The sequence below is a fragment of the Rhodococcus sp. GB-02 genome, assembly GCF_053470465.1.
Window position 1 is genome coordinate 201,880 of sequence record NZ_JBPUKE010000005.1, and the last position, 20,198, is coordinate 222,077.

General features: G+C 61.4%; 21 protein-coding genes and 2 pseudogenes. 8 read left to right on the plus strand and 15 right to left on the minus strand.

Features of this window, described 5'->3' with window-relative positions; translation table 11 throughout:
• Positions 1-21: 21 nt before the first annotated feature.
• From ACSW29_RS30025 to ACSW29_RS30045, 5 genes are all read left to right on the plus strand, one after another.
• Positions 22-369, plus strand: a complete 348-nt coding sequence (locus ACSW29_RS30025) for a hypothetical protein (RefSeq protein ID WP_448278970.1) — start codon at positions 22-24, stop codon at positions 367-369.
• Between the two features lie 161 nt (positions 370-530).
• A complete protein-coding gene (locus ACSW29_RS30030; protein ID WP_042926289.1) occupies positions 531-752 on the plus strand; it encodes a hypothetical protein in 222 nt (73 codons plus the stop codon).
• Positions 753-1,067, plus strand: coding sequence for a type II toxin-antitoxin system PemK/MazF family toxin (locus tag ACSW29_RS30035; protein WP_042926284.1), 315 nt, complete (start codon positions 753-755; stop codon positions 1,065-1,067).
• Positions 1,068-1,083: 16 nt separating this feature from the next.
• A complete protein-coding gene (locus ACSW29_RS30040) occupies positions 1,084-3,045 on the plus strand; it encodes a hypothetical protein (RefSeq protein ID WP_231917492.1) in 1,962 nt (653 codons plus the stop codon).
• Positions 3,045-3,842: a hypothetical protein gene (locus ACSW29_RS30045; protein ID WP_058228359.1), complete on the plus strand. Its 798-nt coding sequence runs from the start codon at positions 3,045-3,047 to the stop codon at positions 3,840-3,842. The genes ACSW29_RS30040 and ACSW29_RS30045 overlap by 1 nt, the downstream gene beginning before the upstream one ends.
• Positions 3,843-3,970: 128 nt before the next feature.
• Here the strand turns inward: ACSW29_RS30045 and ACSW29_RS30050 are convergent.
• The 9 genes and pseudogenes from ACSW29_RS30050 to ACSW29_RS30090 all read right to left on the minus strand — a co-directional run.
• Positions 3,971-4,522, minus strand: a pseudogene (locus ACSW29_RS30050) (PDDEXK nuclease domain-containing protein); the annotation flags it as partial.
• Entirely contained in the window at positions 4,438-5,037 is a 600-nt protein-coding gene (locus ACSW29_RS30055) for a DDE-type integrase/transposase/recombinase (RefSeq protein ID WP_074447156.1), read from the minus strand. The gene ACSW29_RS30055 and the pseudogene ACSW29_RS30050, both read right to left, overlap by 85 nt.
• Positions 5,038-5,082: 45 nt before the next feature.
• The gene (locus ACSW29_RS30060; protein ID WP_448278971.1) at positions 5,083-5,220 is read right to left on the minus strand and encodes a hypothetical protein; all 138 of its coding nucleotides are present in this window, start codon (positions 5,218-5,220) and stop codon (positions 5,083-5,085) included.
• 410 nt (positions 5,221-5,630) lie between these two features.
• Complete coding sequence (locus ACSW29_RS30065; RefSeq protein WP_042926486.1) at positions 5,631-6,440, minus strand: hypothetical protein; 810 nt, start codon at positions 6,438-6,440, stop codon at positions 5,631-5,633.
• A 98-nt stretch (positions 6,441-6,538) separates the two neighbouring features.
• Positions 6,539-8,866: a hydantoinase B/oxoprolinase family protein gene (locus ACSW29_RS30070; protein ID WP_448278972.1), complete on the minus strand. Its 2,328-nt coding sequence runs from the start codon at positions 8,864-8,866 to the stop codon at positions 6,539-6,541.
• A gap of 49 nt (positions 8,867-8,915) precedes the next feature.
• Complete coding sequence (locus tag ACSW29_RS30075; protein ID WP_042926470.1) at positions 8,916-11,042, minus strand: hydantoinase/oxoprolinase family protein; 2,127 nt, start codon at positions 11,040-11,042, stop codon at positions 8,916-8,918.
• A gap of 22 nt (positions 11,043-11,064) precedes the next feature.
• A complete protein-coding gene (locus ACSW29_RS30080) occupies positions 11,065-11,211 on the minus strand; it encodes a hypothetical protein (RefSeq protein WP_358345479.1) in 147 nt (48 codons plus the stop codon).
• Positions 11,212-11,232: 21 nt separating this feature from the next.
• Positions 11,233-11,501 (minus strand): annotated as a pseudogene (locus ACSW29_RS30085) (acetone carboxylase subunit gamma); the annotation flags it as partial.
• 65 nt (positions 11,502-11,566) lie between these two features.
• Positions 11,567-13,192, minus strand: coding sequence for a hydantoinase/oxoprolinase family protein (locus ACSW29_RS30090; RefSeq protein WP_231917490.1), 1,626 nt, complete (start codon positions 13,190-13,192; stop codon positions 11,567-11,569).
• A gap of 40 nt (positions 13,193-13,232) precedes the next feature.
• Here ACSW29_RS30090 and ACSW29_RS30095 point away from each other — a divergent pair, with 40 nt between their 5' ends.
• Positions 13,233-13,304 (plus strand): helix-turn-helix domain-containing protein, encoded by a 72-nt coding sequence (locus ACSW29_RS30095; RefSeq protein WP_408990032.1) that lies wholly within the window; start codon positions 13,233-13,235, stop codon positions 13,302-13,304.
• A 46-nt stretch (positions 13,305-13,350) separates the two neighbouring features.
• Here ACSW29_RS30095 and ACSW29_RS30100 read toward each other — a convergent pair whose 3' ends face one another.
• A complete protein-coding gene (locus ACSW29_RS30100; RefSeq protein ID WP_082654954.1) occupies positions 13,351-13,707 on the minus strand; it encodes a transposase in 357 nt (118 codons plus the stop codon).
• Positions 13,708-14,399: 692 nt separating this feature from the next.
• Between ACSW29_RS30100 and ACSW29_RS30105 the strand changes: the two genes are divergently transcribed.
• Positions 14,400-14,540: a hypothetical protein gene (locus ACSW29_RS30105; protein ID WP_231917508.1), complete on the plus strand. Its 141-nt coding sequence runs from the start codon at positions 14,400-14,402 to the stop codon at positions 14,538-14,540.
• 503 nt (positions 14,541-15,043) lie between these two features.
• On the opposite strand, the gene ACSW29_RS30110 is transcribed toward ACSW29_RS30105, so the two are convergent.
• The 5 genes from ACSW29_RS30110 to acpM all read right to left on the minus strand — a co-directional run bounded on the left by ACSW29_RS30110 (position 15,044) and on the right by acpM (position 18,731).
• A complete protein-coding gene (locus ACSW29_RS30110; RefSeq protein ID WP_167349918.1) occupies positions 15,044-15,202 on the minus strand; it encodes a hypothetical protein in 159 nt (52 codons plus the stop codon).
• Between the two features lie 193 nt (positions 15,203-15,395).
• On the minus strand, positions 15,396-16,349 hold the full coding sequence (locus ACSW29_RS30115; RefSeq protein ID WP_042926474.1) for a hypothetical protein: 954 nt from the start codon (positions 16,347-16,349) through the stop codon (positions 15,396-15,398).
• On the minus strand, positions 16,346-17,167 hold the full coding sequence (locus ACSW29_RS30120; protein WP_042926476.1) for an alpha/beta fold hydrolase: 822 nt from the start codon (positions 17,165-17,167) through the stop codon (positions 16,346-16,348). The genes ACSW29_RS30115 and ACSW29_RS30120 overlap by 4 nt, the downstream gene beginning before the upstream one ends.
• 23 nt (positions 17,168-17,190) lie before the next feature.
• Complete coding sequence (locus ACSW29_RS30125) at positions 17,191-18,447, minus strand: KasA/KasB family beta-ketoacyl-ACP synthase (RefSeq protein ID WP_042926479.1); 1,257 nt, start codon at positions 18,445-18,447, stop codon at positions 17,191-17,193.
• Positions 18,444-18,731, minus strand: a complete 288-nt coding sequence (acpM, locus tag ACSW29_RS30130) for a meromycolate extension acyl carrier protein AcpM (RefSeq protein ID WP_042926481.1) — start codon at positions 18,729-18,731, stop codon at positions 18,444-18,446. Before acpM ends, ACSW29_RS30125 begins: the two co-directional genes overlap by 4 nt.
• Positions 18,732-18,954: 223 nt before the next feature.
• On the opposite strand from acpM, the gene ACSW29_RS30135 reads away from it, so the two are divergent.
• On the plus strand, positions 18,955-20,100 hold the full coding sequence (locus ACSW29_RS30135; RefSeq protein ID WP_042926492.1) for a thiolase family protein: 1,146 nt from the start codon (positions 18,955-18,957) through the stop codon (positions 20,098-20,100).
• Positions 20,101-20,198 lie beyond the last annotated feature (98 nt).

A 20,198-nucleotide genomic window follows, 5' to 3' on the forward strand; every position in this document is an offset into this window, starting at 1 on the left:
AAAATGAAAGGGACAAAACAAATGTCCGACACAACGAAGATCGAATACCGTGCACGCGTCTGGGAAGGAATAGACACATTCGATGCAGTCGCGGCATCGACAGCAGGCGGCAGCAAGCGCGATGACTTCCGCTACGAGCAAGACCCCGAGTCGCAGATCCACGACAACGGCGTCCGCGCTGTGCGGGCAGCAGACGGAATGATCGCGTATGCCCGCCGCTGCGGAACCGGCACCGAAGAATTGCCCACCGTGTTCGCGGACTTCCTCTCCGATGCACATCACCTGGCCGACGCGTTGGGCGTCGATTGGGATGAGGCCACACGCAATGGGGAGGGGCATTACACCGCCGAGTTGTACGGCACCGAGTAATCGGGGCACTGACGGCCCGGCAGTCCACGGACGTTCGGCCGGCAGTCCACGGACGTTCGGCCGGCAGTCCACGGCACCGGGAGTGTCAGGGGCGGAGGCTGAGGGAAGATGAACGGAATGGCCGGTACCGGTTTACATCCCAATTCGGTATCATGATGATTATGAGCACGCAGATCGCGGTACGGCTACCCGAGGACATCGTGGTGTTTCTCGACAGTGAGGTCAGTGGTGGGCGCGCGAAAAGCCGTGCTCAAGTTGTGCTTCGAGCGTTGGAGCGTGAGCAGCGTCGACAGCTTGCAGCCCGAGACGTGGAGATCTTGTCTGATGGTCTCGGAACCGGTAGCGATGTGAATATCGCCGCCGCGCACGGGAAGAAGAACTGAGTGCGGCCAATCCATGACGCCCACCTCGAAACGCTCTGTCCGGTCTTGGTTCTGACGAGGGAGCTGGTTCGGCCTCATCTGGGGACGGTCACTGTTGCTCCCGTTCGTGCGGAGGGGCGGGGGTTATCGACCGAGCTGAGTTTGGGCGAAGACAACGGTGTCGAGGACGGATCGGTTGTCGACTGCGACGGGGTGACGACCATCCCGGTGTCGGCACTCGGGGTGAATCGAGGATTTCTCTTGCCTGCTCAGGAAGTGTTGTTGACCAGGGCATTGCGATCAGCATTTGATCTCGAGTCATTAGGACGCCAGTAGCGGGGATGGGGCAGCGATGGTGGTGAGGAAGTGGGAGCAGATTCCCCTGTTCGACCTCGATCCTTCTCCGGTGCCCGGAGTTCATGGGGATGGTTCTGAGGTCGATTCTGAACCAGCGCTCTTCGATCTCGACGACGCCGCGGCGCCGGATCCCGATGCTGACGTGATGGATGCCCGTGCGCCGATTGCGGAGGATCGTGTCGCCGCGGAACCAGAGGTCGAACCAGTGGCAGGCGAAAGCGCCCCCATAGCGTGGCAAGGTACGGACTCGTCACCGTCTTCGGATTACAGCACGGAAACAGTTGTGCCCCAAGATAAGCCCATTGCTGACGTGGGACCGGAACCTCCCCCGGCGTCCGAACGGGGCGCAACCGAACCGGCCGCCCTTCCTCCCGCCGGCGAGGCAGCAGACGGCCACGCCGTCATTGTCACAGCAGCCGGCACCTACACACCGTCTGGCCATACACTCACCGGCCCAGTCGATTCCATCGAAAAACTTGACAAACTCATCAGATGGGCAACGCTCACCCCGCTGGGCGCGCCGGCACAGATCTGGATAGTGGGAATCGAAGCGTGCGAGATGCTCGGATGGATCATCGACCCGGGCAGTGAAGACGATGTCGACGACATGGAAGTCCTCCGTACCCGCGCTGCCGAAGAGCTCACCGCGATCCTCCACGCCACGCTGACCCCGATGCTGACCGCAGGATGGGAACTGCGCGGAGAACCCGGCCACGTCGTTCACCTCTCCCGCACCACCGGGAACTTCACATCCATGGTCGACATTTTCATCGAACCCTACGTGTGGACCTACTGGAACAAGGACTTCGGATGGGGCAATCGCGTGGGGGACATGGGGATCCTCGGGTCACCGGCCGCCGGAACCTACCTCCCCGACGACGACCTCCCCGCTGCCCGCGAACTGGGACGCCGACTCGCCTGGTGCGCACAACACCTCGGCGTGCTACCCGGGCCCACCCCCGCACGCACCGGCGCCGCCATCGTCGACAAGATCAAACGCGACCGCACCCGCAGCGGTAAAGGAATCGTCGTCACTGTCGGTGGACCGGTCCCACCGTTGGACGGCGAACCCCGCGGAGATCTCGAACCTGCCCTCGGATGGACCCGCATCCCGGACCTCGAAGAACTTTCCGATGCAACACAACTGGTATCGATAGACCAACGAGCTGCGTACCTCGCTTCGGCTGGCATGCTCGAATTCGGCTACGGAAAACCTCGACATCTTCGCGGCGAGGACGCGCTCGATGCTGCGCGGCAATCGAAAACCCCGTTCGGACTCTGGCGTGTAACCCTCCCACCGGGTGACATGCTGGCGCTCCCACCCGCTCTACCGTTGCCTCACCCACACATGCTCGCCGACCAACCTGTGCAGACCTGGATCACCACCGTCAGCCTCGATGCACTTCAAACGTCCATCGCCGATGGCGGAATCGGCGCAGAACTCGACGACCTCGACATCGCAGAAGCGTGGGTCTACCCCGAACAGGGTCGAGCCCTCGACAAGTGGGCGAAAATCTTGAGAGAGGCCCGCAAAGTTGCCGTTGACACCGGCGACACAGCAATGAAACGGTTCATCGGCGCCTGCTACAAGGGTTATATCGGCCGAATGGTCAACCCCGACATGTGGACCGCCAAACAAATGCAACACCATCATCAGCCGCTCTGGCGAGCAGCGATCATCGCACACTGCCGCTGGCGAGGCCGCCGCGTCGCGATGCGCATCGCGCGCGAAACCGGGCGTTGGCCACTGCGCACCGTCACCGACTCCTGGGTCTACCCCCTGCCCCTGGGCATCGACATCGCAGACGAGAGTGACGCACTCGGGAAAATGACTCTGGAAAAGAGCGCCCCGCTCACCGAAAACATAACCGTCATGCTGACCGACGCCCGCGACACCCACGAGATCAACCTCGCACTCAAAGCTGCGTTCACCGACGAAGATGAAGGAAACATATAGTGGCCCTGCATCTTCCGAAACCGCGATCTACCAAACCCGCACAGAAGACCGTCGGTTTGGACGGACTCAACGTATCTGTCTCGACAGCAGCGACCAGTGGTGTCGAAAAATCGAAATCGGTCAAAAGTGGGGGATTGGCCGGACTCACCAGCAAAGTCTCCGTACGTCAGATCCGTACCGAAATCGGTAAAGAAGGCCTACGGCAAGCAGCTGTCGACGCCGGGAGAAAGCCCCCATCTGACCGAACACTGCGCCGCTGGGCGCAGCAAGGACGAATCCCGCACCCCGACGTCACCGAACGTGCACAACGGCGAGCCGCCATCGAACGCCTCGGTGGAATCGACGCTGTCGCAAAGAAAATCGGTCGTTCACGATCAGCGGTCTCTCGCTACCGTTCCGGCGAAACGAACGAGCTGCGCGCTGACGCGAAAAAGAAACTCAAGAACGTCAAAGCGCACGACGTCATGGACCGCGCCGGCGTCCTACGACCCGACGGGCAACCCAAAAAGGCCACCATCCGAGTCCGCGGGGGAGTGTCCGTCCGCAACGGTTCCGAAGAAGGTTACGACTATCGAGTGCGTACCCTCGATTTCGCGAACTCCGACAGCCCCTTCAGTCTCGACGAAACACGAGAACTCGCCATGGCTTTGGCCAACGACGATCATGCCCGGGTGGTTGCCATCCTCGAACGTCACGCCACGATGGATTACCCTGAAAACAAGGGATTCGACCAGTACGGCGACACTTTCGGATTTCACTTCGATTCCATCGAATCCGTCCACATCGACTGGACATAGAACTGCCCTGCTCCTCGACGCACCGGGCGGGACCAGGCATCGCGTTCGCAGACCCTCGTGCGAAACACCGGTAGCGATCTCGGCACCAGAGGATATGTCGGCCAGGTTCGAAAATCGAATGGCGCCTCTCAGCCGGAGTTGTCAGGTTTGACGGGCAGTTGGGAGTCGAGTTCGGAGACAGTGGCTTCCACAGCTGCCGCGATCTCGTCGTCGGTAGGGACGAGATCGCGAACCTGGGAGGGGAGAGTCTCATAGGTGTAGTCGGCTACGGCGAGGGGTGCAGTTGTCCCGGCAAGTGAATACCGGACGACGTTGTCGTTGCGGCCGGCGCAGAGCAAGATTCCCACAGTCGGGGCGTGGATGTCCTTGTTGCGGAGGTTGTCGTCGATCCACGAAACATAGAAGCCGAGCTTCCCGACATACTCCGGCTCAAACCTGCCTACCTTCAACTCGACGACGACGAACCTCGCTTGCACCCAGTTGAAGAACAGCAAGTCGATATAGAAATCCTGATCACCGACCTCGAAATGGTATTGGCGTCCAACAAAGGCGAACCCGTGTCCCAGTTCGAGGAGGAACTGCTCCAGCCGACGCATCAGCGCGGACTCCAGCTCCCGCTCCGCGACACGTTCGGTGATGTCGAGAAAATCGAAGACGTACGGGTCACGCACCAACTGTCGGTAACACCGCTCGCATCATCCGCGAGATCACTTAGACGAATACAGCCAGCATGAACCGTTGCGCCTGCCCGGCTGAAGCGATTCTCTTCACCCGGCGCTCCCATTGTCGCATTGGCTGACGCGAGTTCTCGGCCCGATTGCTGAAAATACTTCGACCGGCGATGCTCGGCAGAGGTCAGCATCTCGCGGTACGCCACTTTGTAGCTGGCCAGCTTGGCGGTCACGAGCACCGTCGGCACGTACCGCAGACCCTTGAGTACCTTGCGGAAGAACCGCTTGGCAGCAGTGGCGTTTCGACCCGACTGGACGATAGCGTCGCTATCAGGCCGTCCTGATCGACCCCGCGCCACAAATACTTCTGCTCGCCGTTGATTCGAGGTGAACACTTCATCGAGGTACCACTTGTTGCCCGGGCGGGGCCTTCGGAGACGCAGCTCATTGGCATAGGACCGGCCGAACATCGCGCACCACTGCCGGATCGTCTGGTGGGAGACCACGACGCCGCGCTCGAACATCAGTTCCTCCACATCACGCAGGCTCAACGTGAAGCGGTAATACAGTCACACGGCGTGGCTGACGAATTCTGGGCTGTGATCACAGTCACCCACCACCCCAGCGGTCACCAGCACAGCCAAGGTGACGATGCTCGCAGCAATGTGCAGCTGATGCCCAATTGCCGCTGGAATGGTGACTGGCATGCAGTTCTATTCCCGATCTTGCAGTGATACGGCAGGAAGCTAAGCGGGAGAATGTCATTCCGCGGAAGCCGCGAGAGGCAAGCCAAGCGGGACAAGCTCGCCGAACGGATTGCACGTCGGCAGCGTGCGTATGAGAGGCCTACTGCGGGTATGGCATTCACGGATATCGCCAAGAGTTCGGGGTGCCCACTCCGACGGCGTCGGCTCTGTACGCGAATATCTTGCAGATGCAGAGAACCCTCCGTGAGGTCAATCGAGAGTATCTGGATGAATGTGTCAACCCGCTATTCATCCGAGCGGCACGCTCATGCGGTTCCCATAGGGTGCGTGGCGCTGATGCCTGTTGAAGGGGCTTGACGACTCGCTCGTTGCGATTTCGGGTCGGGTTGGTTGGTTCGGATGAGTTTGTGTTACTTGAGCTGGGCAAGTTGATTGAGGACTACTTCGGGTACTGCGGTGGCGGGGATCTGAGTGATGTGAAAGTCGCAGGGAGGAAGTGTTGTTTGTTCTCCGCGCCAGTAGTTCTCGGGGAGGACACTTCCGCGGATGGTCTGCTGATGGAGGGTTACCCCATGGGAGTCGCGCATGCCGACGATAAGTCGGTAGTGCGCGGTGATGTTGGTGATCGGGGTGTAGGCGTCGTACCCGACCGGTGTGGTTGGTGCGGAGGGGTCTATCGGTCGGTCGTCGAGGAGTATCGCGGCGAATGGGAGTGCTGCGAAGCCGCGGAGCCAATCGGCGACGTACATTGACGAGTTTTCCGCGTCGTCGGCGTCGAGGCTGTCAATGTCGGAAGAACCCGAATAGTGGTGTGTGGCTCGTAGCCACTGCATGGGGGAGGGGATCTGTAGGACTACTGGTCCTGACGCCATTGCTGTCAGTGTTTGCGCAAGATCGATGACGCTACGGGTGAGGCCCTTGTCCGCGAGCATGGTACGCAGGGCATATCCGGTTCGTTTCTTCTGAGACATTGAATCCCGCAGGGCGGGGTTCTGTTCGAGGTGATGGGTGTAGAAGTGGTTCAGGTCGAGGATGGCCAGGTCGGGTTTGAGTAGACCTTGTGCTTGGTTGAAGAAGCGGGCGTAGCTGGTGGGGTCGTCCCAGGGGGCGGGCCGGTTGCGCAGAAACACCGATTGGGCGTACGCGTGGTGATCGAGTAGGAGGGCTGTGGCGCGGCCCGAGGGTGGTGAGGCGATTGCGGTGAGAAGGCTGGTGGTCATGATGGTCTTCCTCGAGAGATTGGTGCGATACCGCGCGGTGATGCTCACACCGACGTGATGTTGGGTCAGCGGAGCATCACCGCGCGAAATCGGCAGGGTCAGGACTTGTGCTGGACTTTCTCGCCGCACTTGGTCTCGAGCTCGCGTACCCGCTTGCTCAGCTCCTCGATCTTGAGCACGCGACGGTCCGGAATCATGATGAGGGGTAGATCCTCGAGCCGCGCGGTTACCCGCTCCGGCGCACTCTTGCCCCAGTGCGTGGCAACCAGTTGGTCGTTGTCATCGCCCCAGGAACCGAAGTACAGCAACTCTTTCGGAGGTTCGGGCTTGACGAATTCGGCTACGAATTCCTTGTACGGCTTGCCTCGCTTCAAGCGGTCCTGGCGCATTTGTGCGCGTAGCGCTGTGGTTTCTTCTTCGCGGACGACGAATGTGTCGGGTTCGTAGACGACGCCGTACAGTTCGCCGGCCACCTTGTCCGAGATCCGCGCGAGCTGCAGGTCAGCCATGACCAGTTCTGGATCTCGCTCGAGGATGTCCCCGTATCCGCCGCCGGAGCCTTGGCTGATCATGTACAGCTCGCCTTCCTTGGCGACATCGAACTGCAACCCCATGTGGCCGGTCAGGTATTTGCCGCCCTCGTAGGGCTGTTCGTTCATCACCCGTTCGATCGACAAGTCGAACTGTGATGGGTCCTTGCGGATGATGTCGTAGATATTGATGTTCTTGACCATCGACAACGGATAGGTGGGGCATCCGTAGCCACCGAACATTCCGCTCACCGACGAAAACTTCGAGCCGGAAGTGACGGTCATGAATCCCCAGCTGGGGGTGCCGCGTGAAGCGACAATCATTTCGTAGCCCATGCCGCCGCGGTACTTTCCGAAGCCCTGATTGTCTGTGACCAGTCGCTTACTGACCAGTTGCAGGAACGGGACTTCTTCTTCCATGACTTCTTGCTCGGCGATGTCGGCCATTGCACAGAACAGTGGTGCTACGCCGTCTTCGCCGTCTCGGAATGCCTTGGCGCCGCCGCCCATTCCGTTCAGATCGGCACAGAGGTTGCCGACCTGCTCACTGTGCTGCGTGGTTCCGCCCCACAGGAAGTCGTTGATCTGGTTGAACCAGGGGGCGATCACGTTCGAGTACTTGGTGGGGGAGGAGAACTGAAGTTTCGCGTACGCGGTCTGTAGGGCAGAGAATCCGCGGAACGAGGCTTGGAGCGACTGTCCGACGGGTGCGTCGTATCCGGCGTCGGCCCAGGTGTGTTCCTCGGAAATGACCTCGATGGGGGAGAGGGCGCCGGTGCTGCGGGGGAGGTCCGGCCACCAGTACGACAGAATCGCTTGCGTCATGAACGATTTGGTCGAGCCGAGGGGGGAGTTGATCGCCCGGTTGAGGATCTCCGGCCCGGTACCCGTCAGGTCGACGGTCATCGTGTCACCCTTGATGGTGATCTTGCAGGCGAACTTGATCAGAATGTTTTCTTTGAGGGTCGAATCGACGAACTGGTTGAAGGTGACGGTGCCGTCCGGAAGATCCGAAATGCGGCGCCGTACCTCGGCTTCCACGTTCTCGACGGTGGTGCGAAGAGTAGAGACGAATGCTTCTTCACCGACTTCGTCGATGAGGCGGTCGACGGTGTCCATCACTCTGCTGACGGCGCCCATCTTGACCTTGATGTCGGCGAGCATCAGTTTGGGGTCACGTGTCGAGTGCTGGAGGAAGGTCAACAGATCGCGGCGCAGTCGCCCGCCTTCGACGATCTTGATCGGCGATGCGCGCAGCCCGTCGTCGAAGGGCGTTTCGGAGCCTGACGGCATGCCGCCGGGTTCGCAGGCACCGTTTTCACCTTCGTGGATGGTGGCCCCTACCCAGGCGATGATCCGGTCGTCTCGCATGACGGGTACCAGCATCGATTGGTCGGTGTTGTGCACCATGCCGAACCGGGAATCGTTGTGGAAGAAGCCGTCTCCGGGCCGGATCCCGACTGTCGGTTCGTCTTTCCAGTTCTTCATGATGTAGCGAATCGGGTGGTGCAACACTGCGGAGAAGGCGATGACGCCGCGGGCGGAAAGGTAGCTGACATCGCCTTCGGCTGTGTAGACGGCGACGGAGAGGTCAGCCCATTTTGCGCCGGGTGCCGCGCCCATGCTTTCGCACATCTCGAAGGCCTCGTCCAGTGCGCCTGCGAGGCGTTTGCGGATGCGGTCGGCTTCGATCGGATCGGTATCCGATGTCATGCAATAGCTTTCGTGCGCTGTGCGCGGCGCGATCTGGTGATGACGCATGATGTCGGGGTCGGGTCCGAGGAAGAGGGTGGTCTCGTCCATGAACTTGTCGACCCACTGCTGCTCTTGCTCGCTGAGTTGCTGGGTCCCGTCGCGGTCTGCGGATGGCCCGGTGCCGTTGTCTAAAATCGTCATGATGTTTTCAGGCTCCTTAGTAAGAACTGTGGTTTGATTCGACTGCTCGTCAGTCTTTGAGGAGCCAGACGGCGCCTTGCACTGTCGGCTCGAGTCGCCAGCCCGGTTCGACCAGGTAAGTGGTGCTTTCTGTCGTCACGATGGCGGGGCCGGCGATCACGTACGCGTGGTGGAGGGCGTTCTCGTCGTAGACCGGGGTCTGGACAGGTTCGCTGATGTCGGTGAAATGCACTTTGCGGGTGGTCACAGGTGCCGGGGTTGCGCGGTCACCGCCGGCGTCGATGGAATCGAATTTGACGACGTCGCCGTCGATGTAGGAGGCGACGCGCAAGGTCTGTACGCGGACACCGGCTTCGGGGGCCTGGGTGCCTTCGCCGTACCGTTGGCCGAAGATTTCGGCGAACGTTTTGATCAGGTACAGCACATCGGCGACACCGTTGACTCGGTTGATGTCGAAAGAGACTGCGGTGGTGACCAACTGGTTGCCGTAACGCATGTCCATCTCGAGTCGGTACTTGACGTCGCTGCGGTTGTAGCCCTGACGGACCAGGTCCTCGGCGCCCTTGGCTTCAAGCTCGCCGATGTAGGTGTTGAGCTGTTCGTACTGGTCGTAGATGGTTCGCTCGCGAGGTTCGTAGAGCACGATGTACGCGCTCCGTTCGTGGATGTGGAGGGGCTTCATGTTGCCCGCGCCCAGGGCGGAGAAAACTGATGCGAACGGGGGGAAGAGGATCTTGCTGATTCCGGCCTTGGATGCGATCCCGCAGGCGTGCAGCGGGCCGTTGCCGCCGTACGCGAGCATGGTGTAGTCCTCGACGAGACCGCCACGCGAGCGCAATTCCTTCTCGATGCCGATGGCCATCTGCTCGTCGACGGTGCGCTTGATGACCTTCGCAACGTCGACAGCGTCCATGTCGAGCTCGTCGGAGAGATTTTCGTCGATCGCATAGGTAGAGCGCTTCTTGTTGAGCGCGATGTAGCCGTTGGCGTAATTCTCGGGGTCGAGGTATCCGAGCACCAAATCGGCGTCAGTGACCGTCACCTGCAAACCGCCGCGGTCGTAGCAGGCGGGGCCGGGGTCCGAACCTGCCGATTCGGGGCCGATCTGCACCGAATTGTGGATCCTGTCGAAAGAAGCGATCGAGCCGCCGCCGGCGCCGAGGGTGTTGAGATGGATCATCGGGACCGACACCAGCCAGCGGCCGATGGTCGGCTGGAAATCGTAGTGCCGAACTCCGCCTTCGGGGACCAGGCCGATGTCGAACGATGTTCCTCCCATGTCCATCGATACGACGTCACCGATTCCGGTGGTTTCCGCCAAGTGTTGTGCCCCACCGACTCCGGCGATCGGGCCTGAGTGGATAGTCTGGAGCGCATCGGTCGAGTTCGGCTGGGCCATGCCGCCGGAATTGTGAATGACCAGCATCGGCTTCTCGTACCCGGAGTCACGCAGATTGCTCGACAGTTGGTTGAGCGCGTGGAACATCGTCTCGTGGAGGAAGGCGTCGACAATCGTCGATGTTGCTCGCACGTATTCGCCTTTTCGGCCCGATACCTGACTGCTGAGCAGAACGGGGATCGCGCCGAGCTGGTGCGTGGGGTATTCATCAAGGATGATTTCGAGGATCTGTTGCTCGTGGGCGGAGTTCTCGGTGGCGTTGGTCAGCGCCACGACGATGGCTTCGGCGCCGTTGTCCACCAACTCGCGAACCTGCTGACGAACATCGTCGACCATCAGTGGAACGAGGATCTCGCCGACAGCGTCGACCCGTTCCTTGACGGATCGAACCAGGTGACGCGGCACTAGAGGATCCGGTCGTTGGGCGTCTGCCATGTCACCTTGTTTGATGCCGTCGAGGCCCTCGCCGTAGCCGCGGCCACGGGAGAGGTGGATCGTGTCTTCGAATCCGTGTGTCACCAGAGCGGCAACCTTGGGGCCTTTGCCTTCGATGAGTGCGTTGGTGCCGAGGGTGGTGGCGTAGCGGACCGAGTCGACCTCGCGTAGAGCGTCACTGCGGCTGACGCCGGCGCGTGAGCATGCCAAATCGAGTGCTTCGTTGAAGCCGAGGGCCAGGTTGTGGTGGGTGGTCAACGCCTTCGCTTCGACGTAAATGTCGTCCCAGACAAAGAAGCAGTCGCTGAATGTTCCACCGATGTCAACAGAAATGCGTTTCATGAAAGTCTCCTTCGATCCGGGGTCAGCGCTGAGCGTGTGAATGGGAGTGCGAATGCGAAGTGCGAGGTTCGGAGATGGCGTTCTCGCCGGGCCCGTAGTTGATCAGTGTTTCCGGATCGCCGTCGCGGTCGGCCCACTGCTTCTTGAGTGCGTCGATGTCCCAGATCATGTCGACGGTCGGTGGGTGTCCGGGTGGGGTGTATTCGGTTTCGATCTGCGTACCGCACCCCGGGCAATAGAATTCGAGGATGCGGCAGAACAACGGATCCGGGGCGAAGGTGTACTCGTATTTCTCCGGATCGAGAATTGAGGGGTGAATCTCGCGGGGTCTCGGTCGTAGACCAGAGTGCCTTCTTTGTAGTTCCCCCGAGCATTGCCCAGGTCGTGCTGGCAGACCCGGCAGAGCCACCGCTCGGAGTCGAGATCGATTGCAAGATATTCGGTCATGGGGATACGCATGATGTTCGTTACCTTCGTGTCGAGAAATGTCGATGTGATCGTTCGGGCGGTACCGCCGGGCCCGATTACACGGTGTCGGTCAGGATGAGGTCACCGGAATTGGAGACCTCCAGGTTCCAGCCGGTCGGGACTTGAGCTGTGAAAAACTGCCCCTCGACAATGGCCGGACCGGATGCGACCGCACCTGCGATCTGCTGATCGAGTAGATAGACAGGTAGTTCCTCGACCAGCGTGGGGGAGGTGCGGACCGATCTCGCCAGCGTCGACACCGCCGGCGTCTTCTTCTTGGGAGACCCGCCCTTGACAACCGAATGGGGGAGTTCCCGTGTCACTTTCAGTGCGAGGATGGTCGTGTTTCCCGCGGTAGAACTGACATCGAGATCATGCTCGAACTGGGTGCGCGCCGCCATCCCATCCGCGTCCTCGACTACAGAGGTCCACTCCAACGAGCACTCTGCGGTGTCGTATCCTTCTTGGAACATGTCTCGTGTTGCGCGGGAACGTAATTCGTTTCTCGCTGCGTCGATTTGCTCAGGGGTGCAGTCGGTGATGTTGGTTTCGTAGGACTGGGAGATGTCGGAGAAACTGATACCGTACGCGGAGAACACCGCGGCCAGTCTCGGGACGAGTACCCGGCGCACTCCGGCGATTCGTGCGGCATCACACGCACTCATCGGGCCGCCGCCGCCGAACGCGGCCACAGTTGTCGTCTCAGCGCTTTCGACGGAAGAGGCGAACGATTCCGATACCTTCGCCGCATAGGCCGATGCCATCTCGAGCAGGGCTTCTTCGACAGTGAGCCCCAGAGGCTCGGCGATGCTCTCAGTGATCACGGCGCGGGATCGTTCGGCGTCGAGAAACATTTCACCGTCGAGGTAGGTGTCGGGATCGAGAACACCCAAGAGCAAATTGACGTCGGTGATGGTGGCCTTCTTGCCGCCGAAACCGAAGCATGCGGGTCCGGGGGACGCGCCGACGCTTTCCGGGCTGACTACGATCCGGCCGTTCTCTACCGCAATGATGGAACTGCCCCCGACTCCTGTGGAGTGAACGTCACTGAGCTCGTACGAGACAGGAACACCGGCGATATGACCCCGGCGTTCGGTGGCGATGGCATAGTTCTTCACCGTCCCTACATCGGTGGTAGTTCCGCCTACGTCGATCATGAGCACATGGGGAAGCTCGTACGCTTGGGCAAGTGCGCGTGTGCCTTCGAGCCCTCCGCGAGGTCCGGAAGAATAGGTCTTGAGTGCCACGGACTTCGCGACCCGCGAGGACGCCCCGTCATTGCGGTAGATGAGGAGCGGGTTCTTGATCTTGTAGGTGCGTAGGCGTCGTTCGGCGCTGTAGAGGAAGCGTTCTACGGTGGGGTGGAGGAACGAGTTGATGATGCCGGACCAGATTCGGCGTGATCGAAGTTCGTCGGAGGCGAATTCCCAGCTGAAGAGAACGGGGACTGACCCGAGGAGATGTCTCGGGAAGCTCTCGAGAATGATCCGTTTGAACAGCGCCTCACGGCCTTTGGTCTTCGCCGCGAGGATCAGCCGTTCCGCACCCGCTGTCGTCAACCTGTTGATCTCCGCGACCAATGTCGTGGTCAAGGCGTCGGCATCGAGCTCGTCCGAGACCACCGAGGTGCGGGGACCGACAAGGTCGTCTAAGAGTGATGCAGACTCTGCGTCGGTGCGCAAGGCTATAGTAAAAAGCCTGGAAGAGAATGATGGAAACAGAATGCGTACAGCAAAGAGCCTCGGAATTGCTCGATCATCGCTGTATCGAAAAATGAAAATCTATAAGATATGAAACGAAACACCTGTGGCATTAAGCCTGAATGCACCGATGTGCTGATTCAGTCGGTGCGACTTCTGTTGCGGGGCATAGTGCGGTTGTGGGCATAGATGATCACCCGATCGCATGTGTCGGAATGTGCGTTCGGTGACCGCGACATCGATGTGTTCCTCGTCGGTGAACACTGCCTCGCGTCGCGCTTTCTGCTTGACGTCGCGCGGGTCAGCAGCGCCCTTTTGATGGCGTACACCCGGGGTTGCCGGACCGGCCACGATGCCCGAGTGTGACCTGCTGGATCCGCTGCCGGCACACGGTGTGTCTCGGCGGCGAGGTGCACGACATGGAACGGGTCCATCACCCTCTTGGCCTGCGGTAATACGTCCTTCGCGGCGGAGTGGTAGCCTGTGAACTCGTCCATCGAGACGACCTTCACCCGGTCCCGAAACGCCTGATCACGATCACGGTCACGAAGCTCGGATTACCCTGCCCGCGAACGTGTTTCCGCTTGTGCTCGTCCGCACCCAAAGGCTCGCACCCTGTCGAGGTGACCGGACTGGTCGTAGACCACATGCCGGACCGTGGACAGAGCCGGGAAGTTTACCACGTCCCAACTCAACCCCAACGCTGCAGCCGCCGCCGAAACGGATGTCTTGTCGCAGGCGAGTCGTTCGAGGATTTAGCCGGTGGTGCGGCGACCACGGGGAGAGTGCGGGTGACGTGGTCGCGGAGCCGACCGGGCTGGCCGCACGTTGGGCAGGTCGGGTCGTGTTCGACGGGCCGGCAGTCGATGTGGGTGAGGTGTTCTGCGACGGCGGCGCCGGTGATAGTGACGCCGAGTTCGACGGTTCTGCAGATGGTGTCGGCGACAAGGTTAGTAGTCTGGTCCATGGGTCCTGTGATGTGTTCGGATTCGGGCTCGGAACCTTCCTCCTCGTATCCCAGGACCCTCTACATCTTTTGCCTCACTTGATCACCGGTGGATCGACTCATGCACTCCAGATCCGGAAGAGCCAGATTCTCTCGTGTGGTAACGGTGCATGGAGGACCTCTGTGTCAGGTATCGCCCCAGTGACAAAGGAAAGTCGGGCGGGGTGAGAATGGAGTAAGGCAATGAGCGCTCAAGAGAGCGGCGCGGCGACTCGAACGCGAAACAAGAACTACAACCTGATCCGCTTCGTCGAAGCGTCGTTGAGCAAAGCATTGTGTATGCAGACCTCCATCGAGGATACCGAGCGTGACGGGTACCCTTAAGTGGCAGGTCTGTTCCGCAAAGCTCAAAGCGAGGCCGCCCCGAGTAGAAGTTGCTTCTCGACAGGCTCGCTCTGTCGGTCACGTGAGGTTCGTTCATTATCGGTTCGTCTGGGTCGAAGGGCGTCGTGGGAAGATCTCCTTGATGGGCGCGCGCGGCCTCGTCGCCGGTATCGATATCGTTCGTCCCAACGACACTTACCCAAAAGAATTTCAGAATGAGGAAGACCACGCCGAGTAGTTGCGGTGATACCTCACCGATAGCTCCCTGCCACGGACCCGGTACGCGAGCACCAGTTGGTCCATCTACCTCAGAGCGAGAGAAGGCGCTTCATAGCGCATTCGATCGGTGCGGGTGAGCCTGGCTGTACTTCAGGGGATCTTTCGATCTCCTGAACCTGCCACCGTGGCCGGGCCTAAACGCGGCGCAAATCTGTACGGGTTGCTCTTGTTTAACCCTCTGGGGCGGCCATGATCGTGGGTTTGTCAGGCGCGGGCACGGGTGCCTACTGTTCTTGTCCGTCCAGTTCCGGGTTCGCTTCGAGTGGTTCGAAGTATCGGGGGTTGGGGTTGGTGAGGGCTCTGACGATGTCGCCGTATCCGAGAACGCGGGCAGGCGGTCCTTGGTAGATCATTTCCTCTGTTCCGATGTAGCGAAAGCGCATGACGGGCTCCTGCAGGTGAAGTGTTCGGGATGATCTGGCGGGGTGACTGCGATACGGTCCGGAGTCTGTCGAGTTGTGCGGTGTCGGAACGAACTTCGGTGTAATACCCTGCGCAGGGTCACGGCTTTTCGTGCGGCCACTACTGCGGGTCGAGGTGGTGCTGTTCCGTGGCGGTGCACCGGTGGTCGGGTTCTCATCGCTGGAGCCTGGTGTGAAGCGCGGAGACCGTGATAGCTGCTCCGACGTGCTCGGAGACCGTTCGCACGAGGGTGCGATCGGTGATGTCCGGTAGGAAGCGGTGCGCGGCGGTGCGCGAGTGCAGAGCGCGTGCCGATGCGGCGATCAGATTCGGGGTCATCATGGTGATGCGGTGACCGCAGCCTGCACTGAGCAGGCCCGCGAGCGGCAACGACGAGTATTCGAAGGGATCTGCTGGCGGGCGAATGCACCGAAGAGGTGAGATCGATTTCTCGGTGGTGGACAAGTCGATCAACACATCGCACTGTTCGATGATCCGGCGGGTGTCCTCGCGTGTTGAGTTGGTGGTATCGATGTCGGTGACGGTGCCGATGCCGCACTGGGTCAGCACATCTTCGAGTAGTGGCGCGTGCCGGGACTGCGAAATGTAGACAGTCGCCATCCACGGCCACACGCCTTGCCTGTCGAGGGCGGTCAGCGTCAGGGCCGCGAGTGACGCGGTCATGGTCTCGTTGTCCGCGATGACGAGGGGGCCGTGATGTGCAGCCACTTCGTGCTGAACGATCGCGGTCCCGTAGGGCGGCAGTCCGATCAGGAATACGGTCTCGACGTGATCCGGGAGCGCGAGAATGGTTTCGACCAACCGCGGAACGTCGTTGAACGAGAGTGCGGTGTGCTCCGCGCGTAGTGCGGTGCGGTAGCGGATGAGCGCGGCGTATCCCTCACCCCAGGTCCTGCGGTTGCGGTGCAATCTACGCAGGAGACTCCACATCGGATCTGTCGTGATCACAACAACTTTCCCGCCGGCCGGCAGCATCGGATTCGTGGCGTGTTGTCGGTTGGGTGCGTCGAGGTCGGGGTGATCAGCGGTCATGTTGTCCTGAGGTGGTGTGTTCTCGCCGCGTGCGGACAGTCGCTCGCTGCGGCAGGGAAGGTGCCGGTCCGTCATGGCTGCTGCGGCAAGGGCCGGCCGTGGAGGAAAGCGATCAACAGAGCGTTGACCTCCTCGGGTCGCTCGAGGTAGCCGAAGTGACCGCACTGGGCGATTTGTTCGTATCGGGCACCGGGGATGGCTGCGGCGACTTCGATGCCCTGCGCCGGCGGGGTCAAGCGGTCGTCACCGAATCCGATGACGGGGGTCGGTGCTTGGATCGCGGCGAGATCGGTCAGTCGATTGTGGGATCGATCCATCGCGGTCTGGGCGCGGACACCGGCAGAGGTGGTGGTGGGGGCGGAGTATTCGAAGATGTCGAGCCATTCCTGGGCCTTCTGCGGATCGGCGAGGGTGTGCGGGGAGAGGTTCAGCACCGCGCTGATGGCCGCGGTGTAGGAAGGGGGCAAGTCGATCCCTGCCTGGTGGAGGGCCTTTTGTCCGCGGTTGAGGGCGGCTTCGACGGGGTGTGGTCGGCCGGTGGCGGCGAGCATGATCGCTTTGGCGAGCAGTTCGGGGCGGGTGATCGCCAGCTCTTGTACTACTCGTGAGCCCAGTGATGTGCCGATCACGTGGGCGGGTCCGCCGAGATGTTCGATCAGTGCCGCTGCGTCGGCGGCGAGGTCGGCGATGCTCATCCCGTCGATTCCGGCCATGCTCGAGATTCCGCGGTTGTCCATCGTGACGACTTCGAAGCCGGCTTTCACCAGTGCAGGAACCTGGTAGGTGTTCCATACTCGGCCGGGGCTGCCGGCTCCCATGATCAGCAGTACACGCGGGCCGGAGCCGGTGACGACGTAGTTGACGGGAACATGGTTGAGGGTGACGGTCGGCATGGGTCCTGTTTTCGTGAGGTGGGTCAAGGGCGAGCGAAGACGAGAGCGGTGTTGTGTCCTCCGAAGCCGAAGGAATTGTTGACGGCATAGTCGACGGGGCCGATGCGCGGCGCTGTCGTGACCACGTCGAGGTCGATCCTCGGGTCGAGCGTGTCGAGGTTGAGTGTGGGGGGAATGACGCCGTCGCGGACGGCGAGGACGGTGAGAACCGCTTCGAGCGCTCCGACGGCTCCGACGGAGTGCCCGAGGGCAGATTTCGGGGCGTAGATCGCCGCGTGTGTGCCGACCGCTGTGGTGATGGCCTGTGCTTCGGCGATGTCGCCGGCCGGGGTGGCGGTGGCGTGGGCATTGACGTGGGTGATGTCGGCGGGTGTCAGCCCGGCTCGCTGAATGGCGTGGGTCATCGCGCGAGCGGCTCCGCGGCCGGTGGGGTCGGGAGCGACAAGATGGTAACCGTCGGAGGTGGTACCGCAGCCGAGCAGACGCGCATGGATCGTCGCACCGCGTGCGAGGGCATGCGTCTCGGTTTCGAGGACCATCAGCGCTCCGGCCTCGCCGAAGACGAAACCGTCCCGGTCCTTGTCGAACGGACGCGACGCACCGGCAGGGTCGGCATTGTTCGAGCTCAGCGCGCGCATCGTGGCGAAGCTGGCGATGGAAAACGAATCGATGCGGCCTTCGACTCCGCCGGCGACGACCATGTCGGCGTCACCCATCGCAATCATCCGGTAAGCCTGCGCGATGGCTTCCGCGCCTGACGAGCATGCCGACACCGGGGTCATCACCCCGCCGCGGGCGCCGAGTTCGAGGCCCACCGTCGCGGAGGGGCGGTTGGGCATGACCATCTGCACTGCGAAGGGGGACACTTTGCGGTAGCCGCCGGTTCTGAGCCGGTCGACCGCATCGATCAGGGTGTCGCCGCCTCCGAGTCCGGTGCCGATGACCACAGCCAGACGATCCCTGTCGACGTCGGGTGAGCCCGCGTCGATCCATGCCGTGCGAGCGAGTGTCAACGCGACCCGCGCCGGCCAACTCATCCGCCGGATCTCCACCCGGGTGAGGGCATCGTCCGGAGAGACCTTCAAGTGACCGCCGATACGGACCGGCAGGTCGAATTCCTCGACGAACGAATCGTCGAGAAGACCGATTCCGCTCTCTCCCGCGAGGAGCGCCCTCCATGTGCCGGCGACGTCCCCGGCGACCGATGTGGTCGCTGCGAGGCTGGTGACGACGACGTTGGGTGCGCGGCCGAGCCAGGAGCGTGCCTCGGTGGTGCTCACCTGTCGCTGCTCGGCGCGGCGAGTTCGAGCGCTGCCGCAGCTTCGAGGGTGTGGATGTAGTCCACGACGTCGCCGACCGTGCGCAGACCCATCAGATCCTCGTCGGGAATTTTCACGCTGTACTTGTCTTCGGTCTGTACCGCGATTTCCACCATGGACAGTGAGTCGATACCGAGATCGTCGACGAAGGACGTGCCGATACCGATTTCGGACGGTTCGATTCCGGTGACCTCTTCGACGATCTGTGCGAGCTCGGTGACGATGGTTTCCTGCGTGCTGGCCATCAATGACGTCCCTTCGAATGAACGGGTGGTGTTCGGCTTCTGGTGCTCTCGGACAGGTAGGGCTAAGCTCACGCCATCTTGCCATAATATCTAGTTAAGAAGATTAGCAAGTAGCTGTGGTCAGGGATGCTTGCGACTCTCGGTGACCAACTCGGTCGCATGGGTTTGGTGAGCTCCGAGGGAAGCCGGGCATCTCGCCGGCTGATGGATGAAGGAACACACAATGCGCGATGCAGTGATCGTCGAAGCCGTGCGAACCCCTTTGGGTCGCCGTAACGGAGTGCTCTCGACCATTCATCCGGCCGATTTGTCGGCCCAGATTCTGGTGGGGCTGGCCGATCGCACCGGCCTCGATCCCGCAGTCGTCGACGATGTCATCTGGGGATGCGTCAGTCAGGCCGGTGAGCAGACCGGTGATATCGGACGGACCGCCGTATTGGCGGCCGGGTGGCCGCACACCGTCACCGGGGTGACCATCGACCGGCAGTGCGGGTCATCACAGCAGGCGGTGCATTTCGCTGCCGCAGGGTTGATTGCAGGCCAGTACGACGTGGTGGTCGCCGGTGGCGTCGAATCCATGAGCAGGGTTCCGATGGGATCCTCGTCCGGCGGGATGAATCCCCTGGGAGATTGGTTCTTGGCGCGCTATCACGGCGTCGCCCCCTCGCAAGGGGTCGGTGCGGAAATGATCGCCGAGCAGTGGGGTCTGTCGCGCCGTCAATGTGACGCTTTCGCGCTCGCCTCGCATGCGAAAGCCGCGCACGCGCAAGACGACGGATGCTTCGACGACCAGATCCTGCCGATCGTGCTCGCCAACGGCACCAAGATCGCCCGCGACGAGGGGATCCGCCGCGGCGGAACGCCGGAAACCCTGGCCGGGATCAAGACCGCGTTCTCCGACACCGGGGTGGTGACGGCGGGAAACAGTTCCCAGATTTCCGACGGTTCGGCCGCACTGTTGATGATGACCAGCGAGAAGGCCACGCAGTTGGGGCTGACACCGATCGTTCGAGTCCATACTGCCGTCCTGGCGGGCGCCGATCCGGTGATCATGCTGACCGCACCGATTCCGGCCACGGAGAAAGCCTTGTGGCGCAGCGGTTTGACGTTGTCCGATATCGGAGTTTTCGAGGTCAACGAAGCCTTTGCCACGGTGCCCCTTGCCTGGCTGGCCGAAACAGGGGCAGACCCGAAGCGGCTCAATCCGCACGGCGGAGCGATCGCATTAGGGCATCCCCTCGGTGGTAGTGGTGCACGCTTGATGACGACGATGATCCATCACATGCGAAACACACGAACGCGTTACGGATTGCAGACCATGTGTGAGGGCGGTGGGCAAGCGAACGCCACCATCCTCGAACTTCTCTGATCCAGTCGTATCCACGGCGGTGATCCTCGCCGAGCCTCTCAAGCGAGGATCACCCGAGCCGTCCCGACGTTCAGTGGGGGTATGTGAGCGGTGAAACG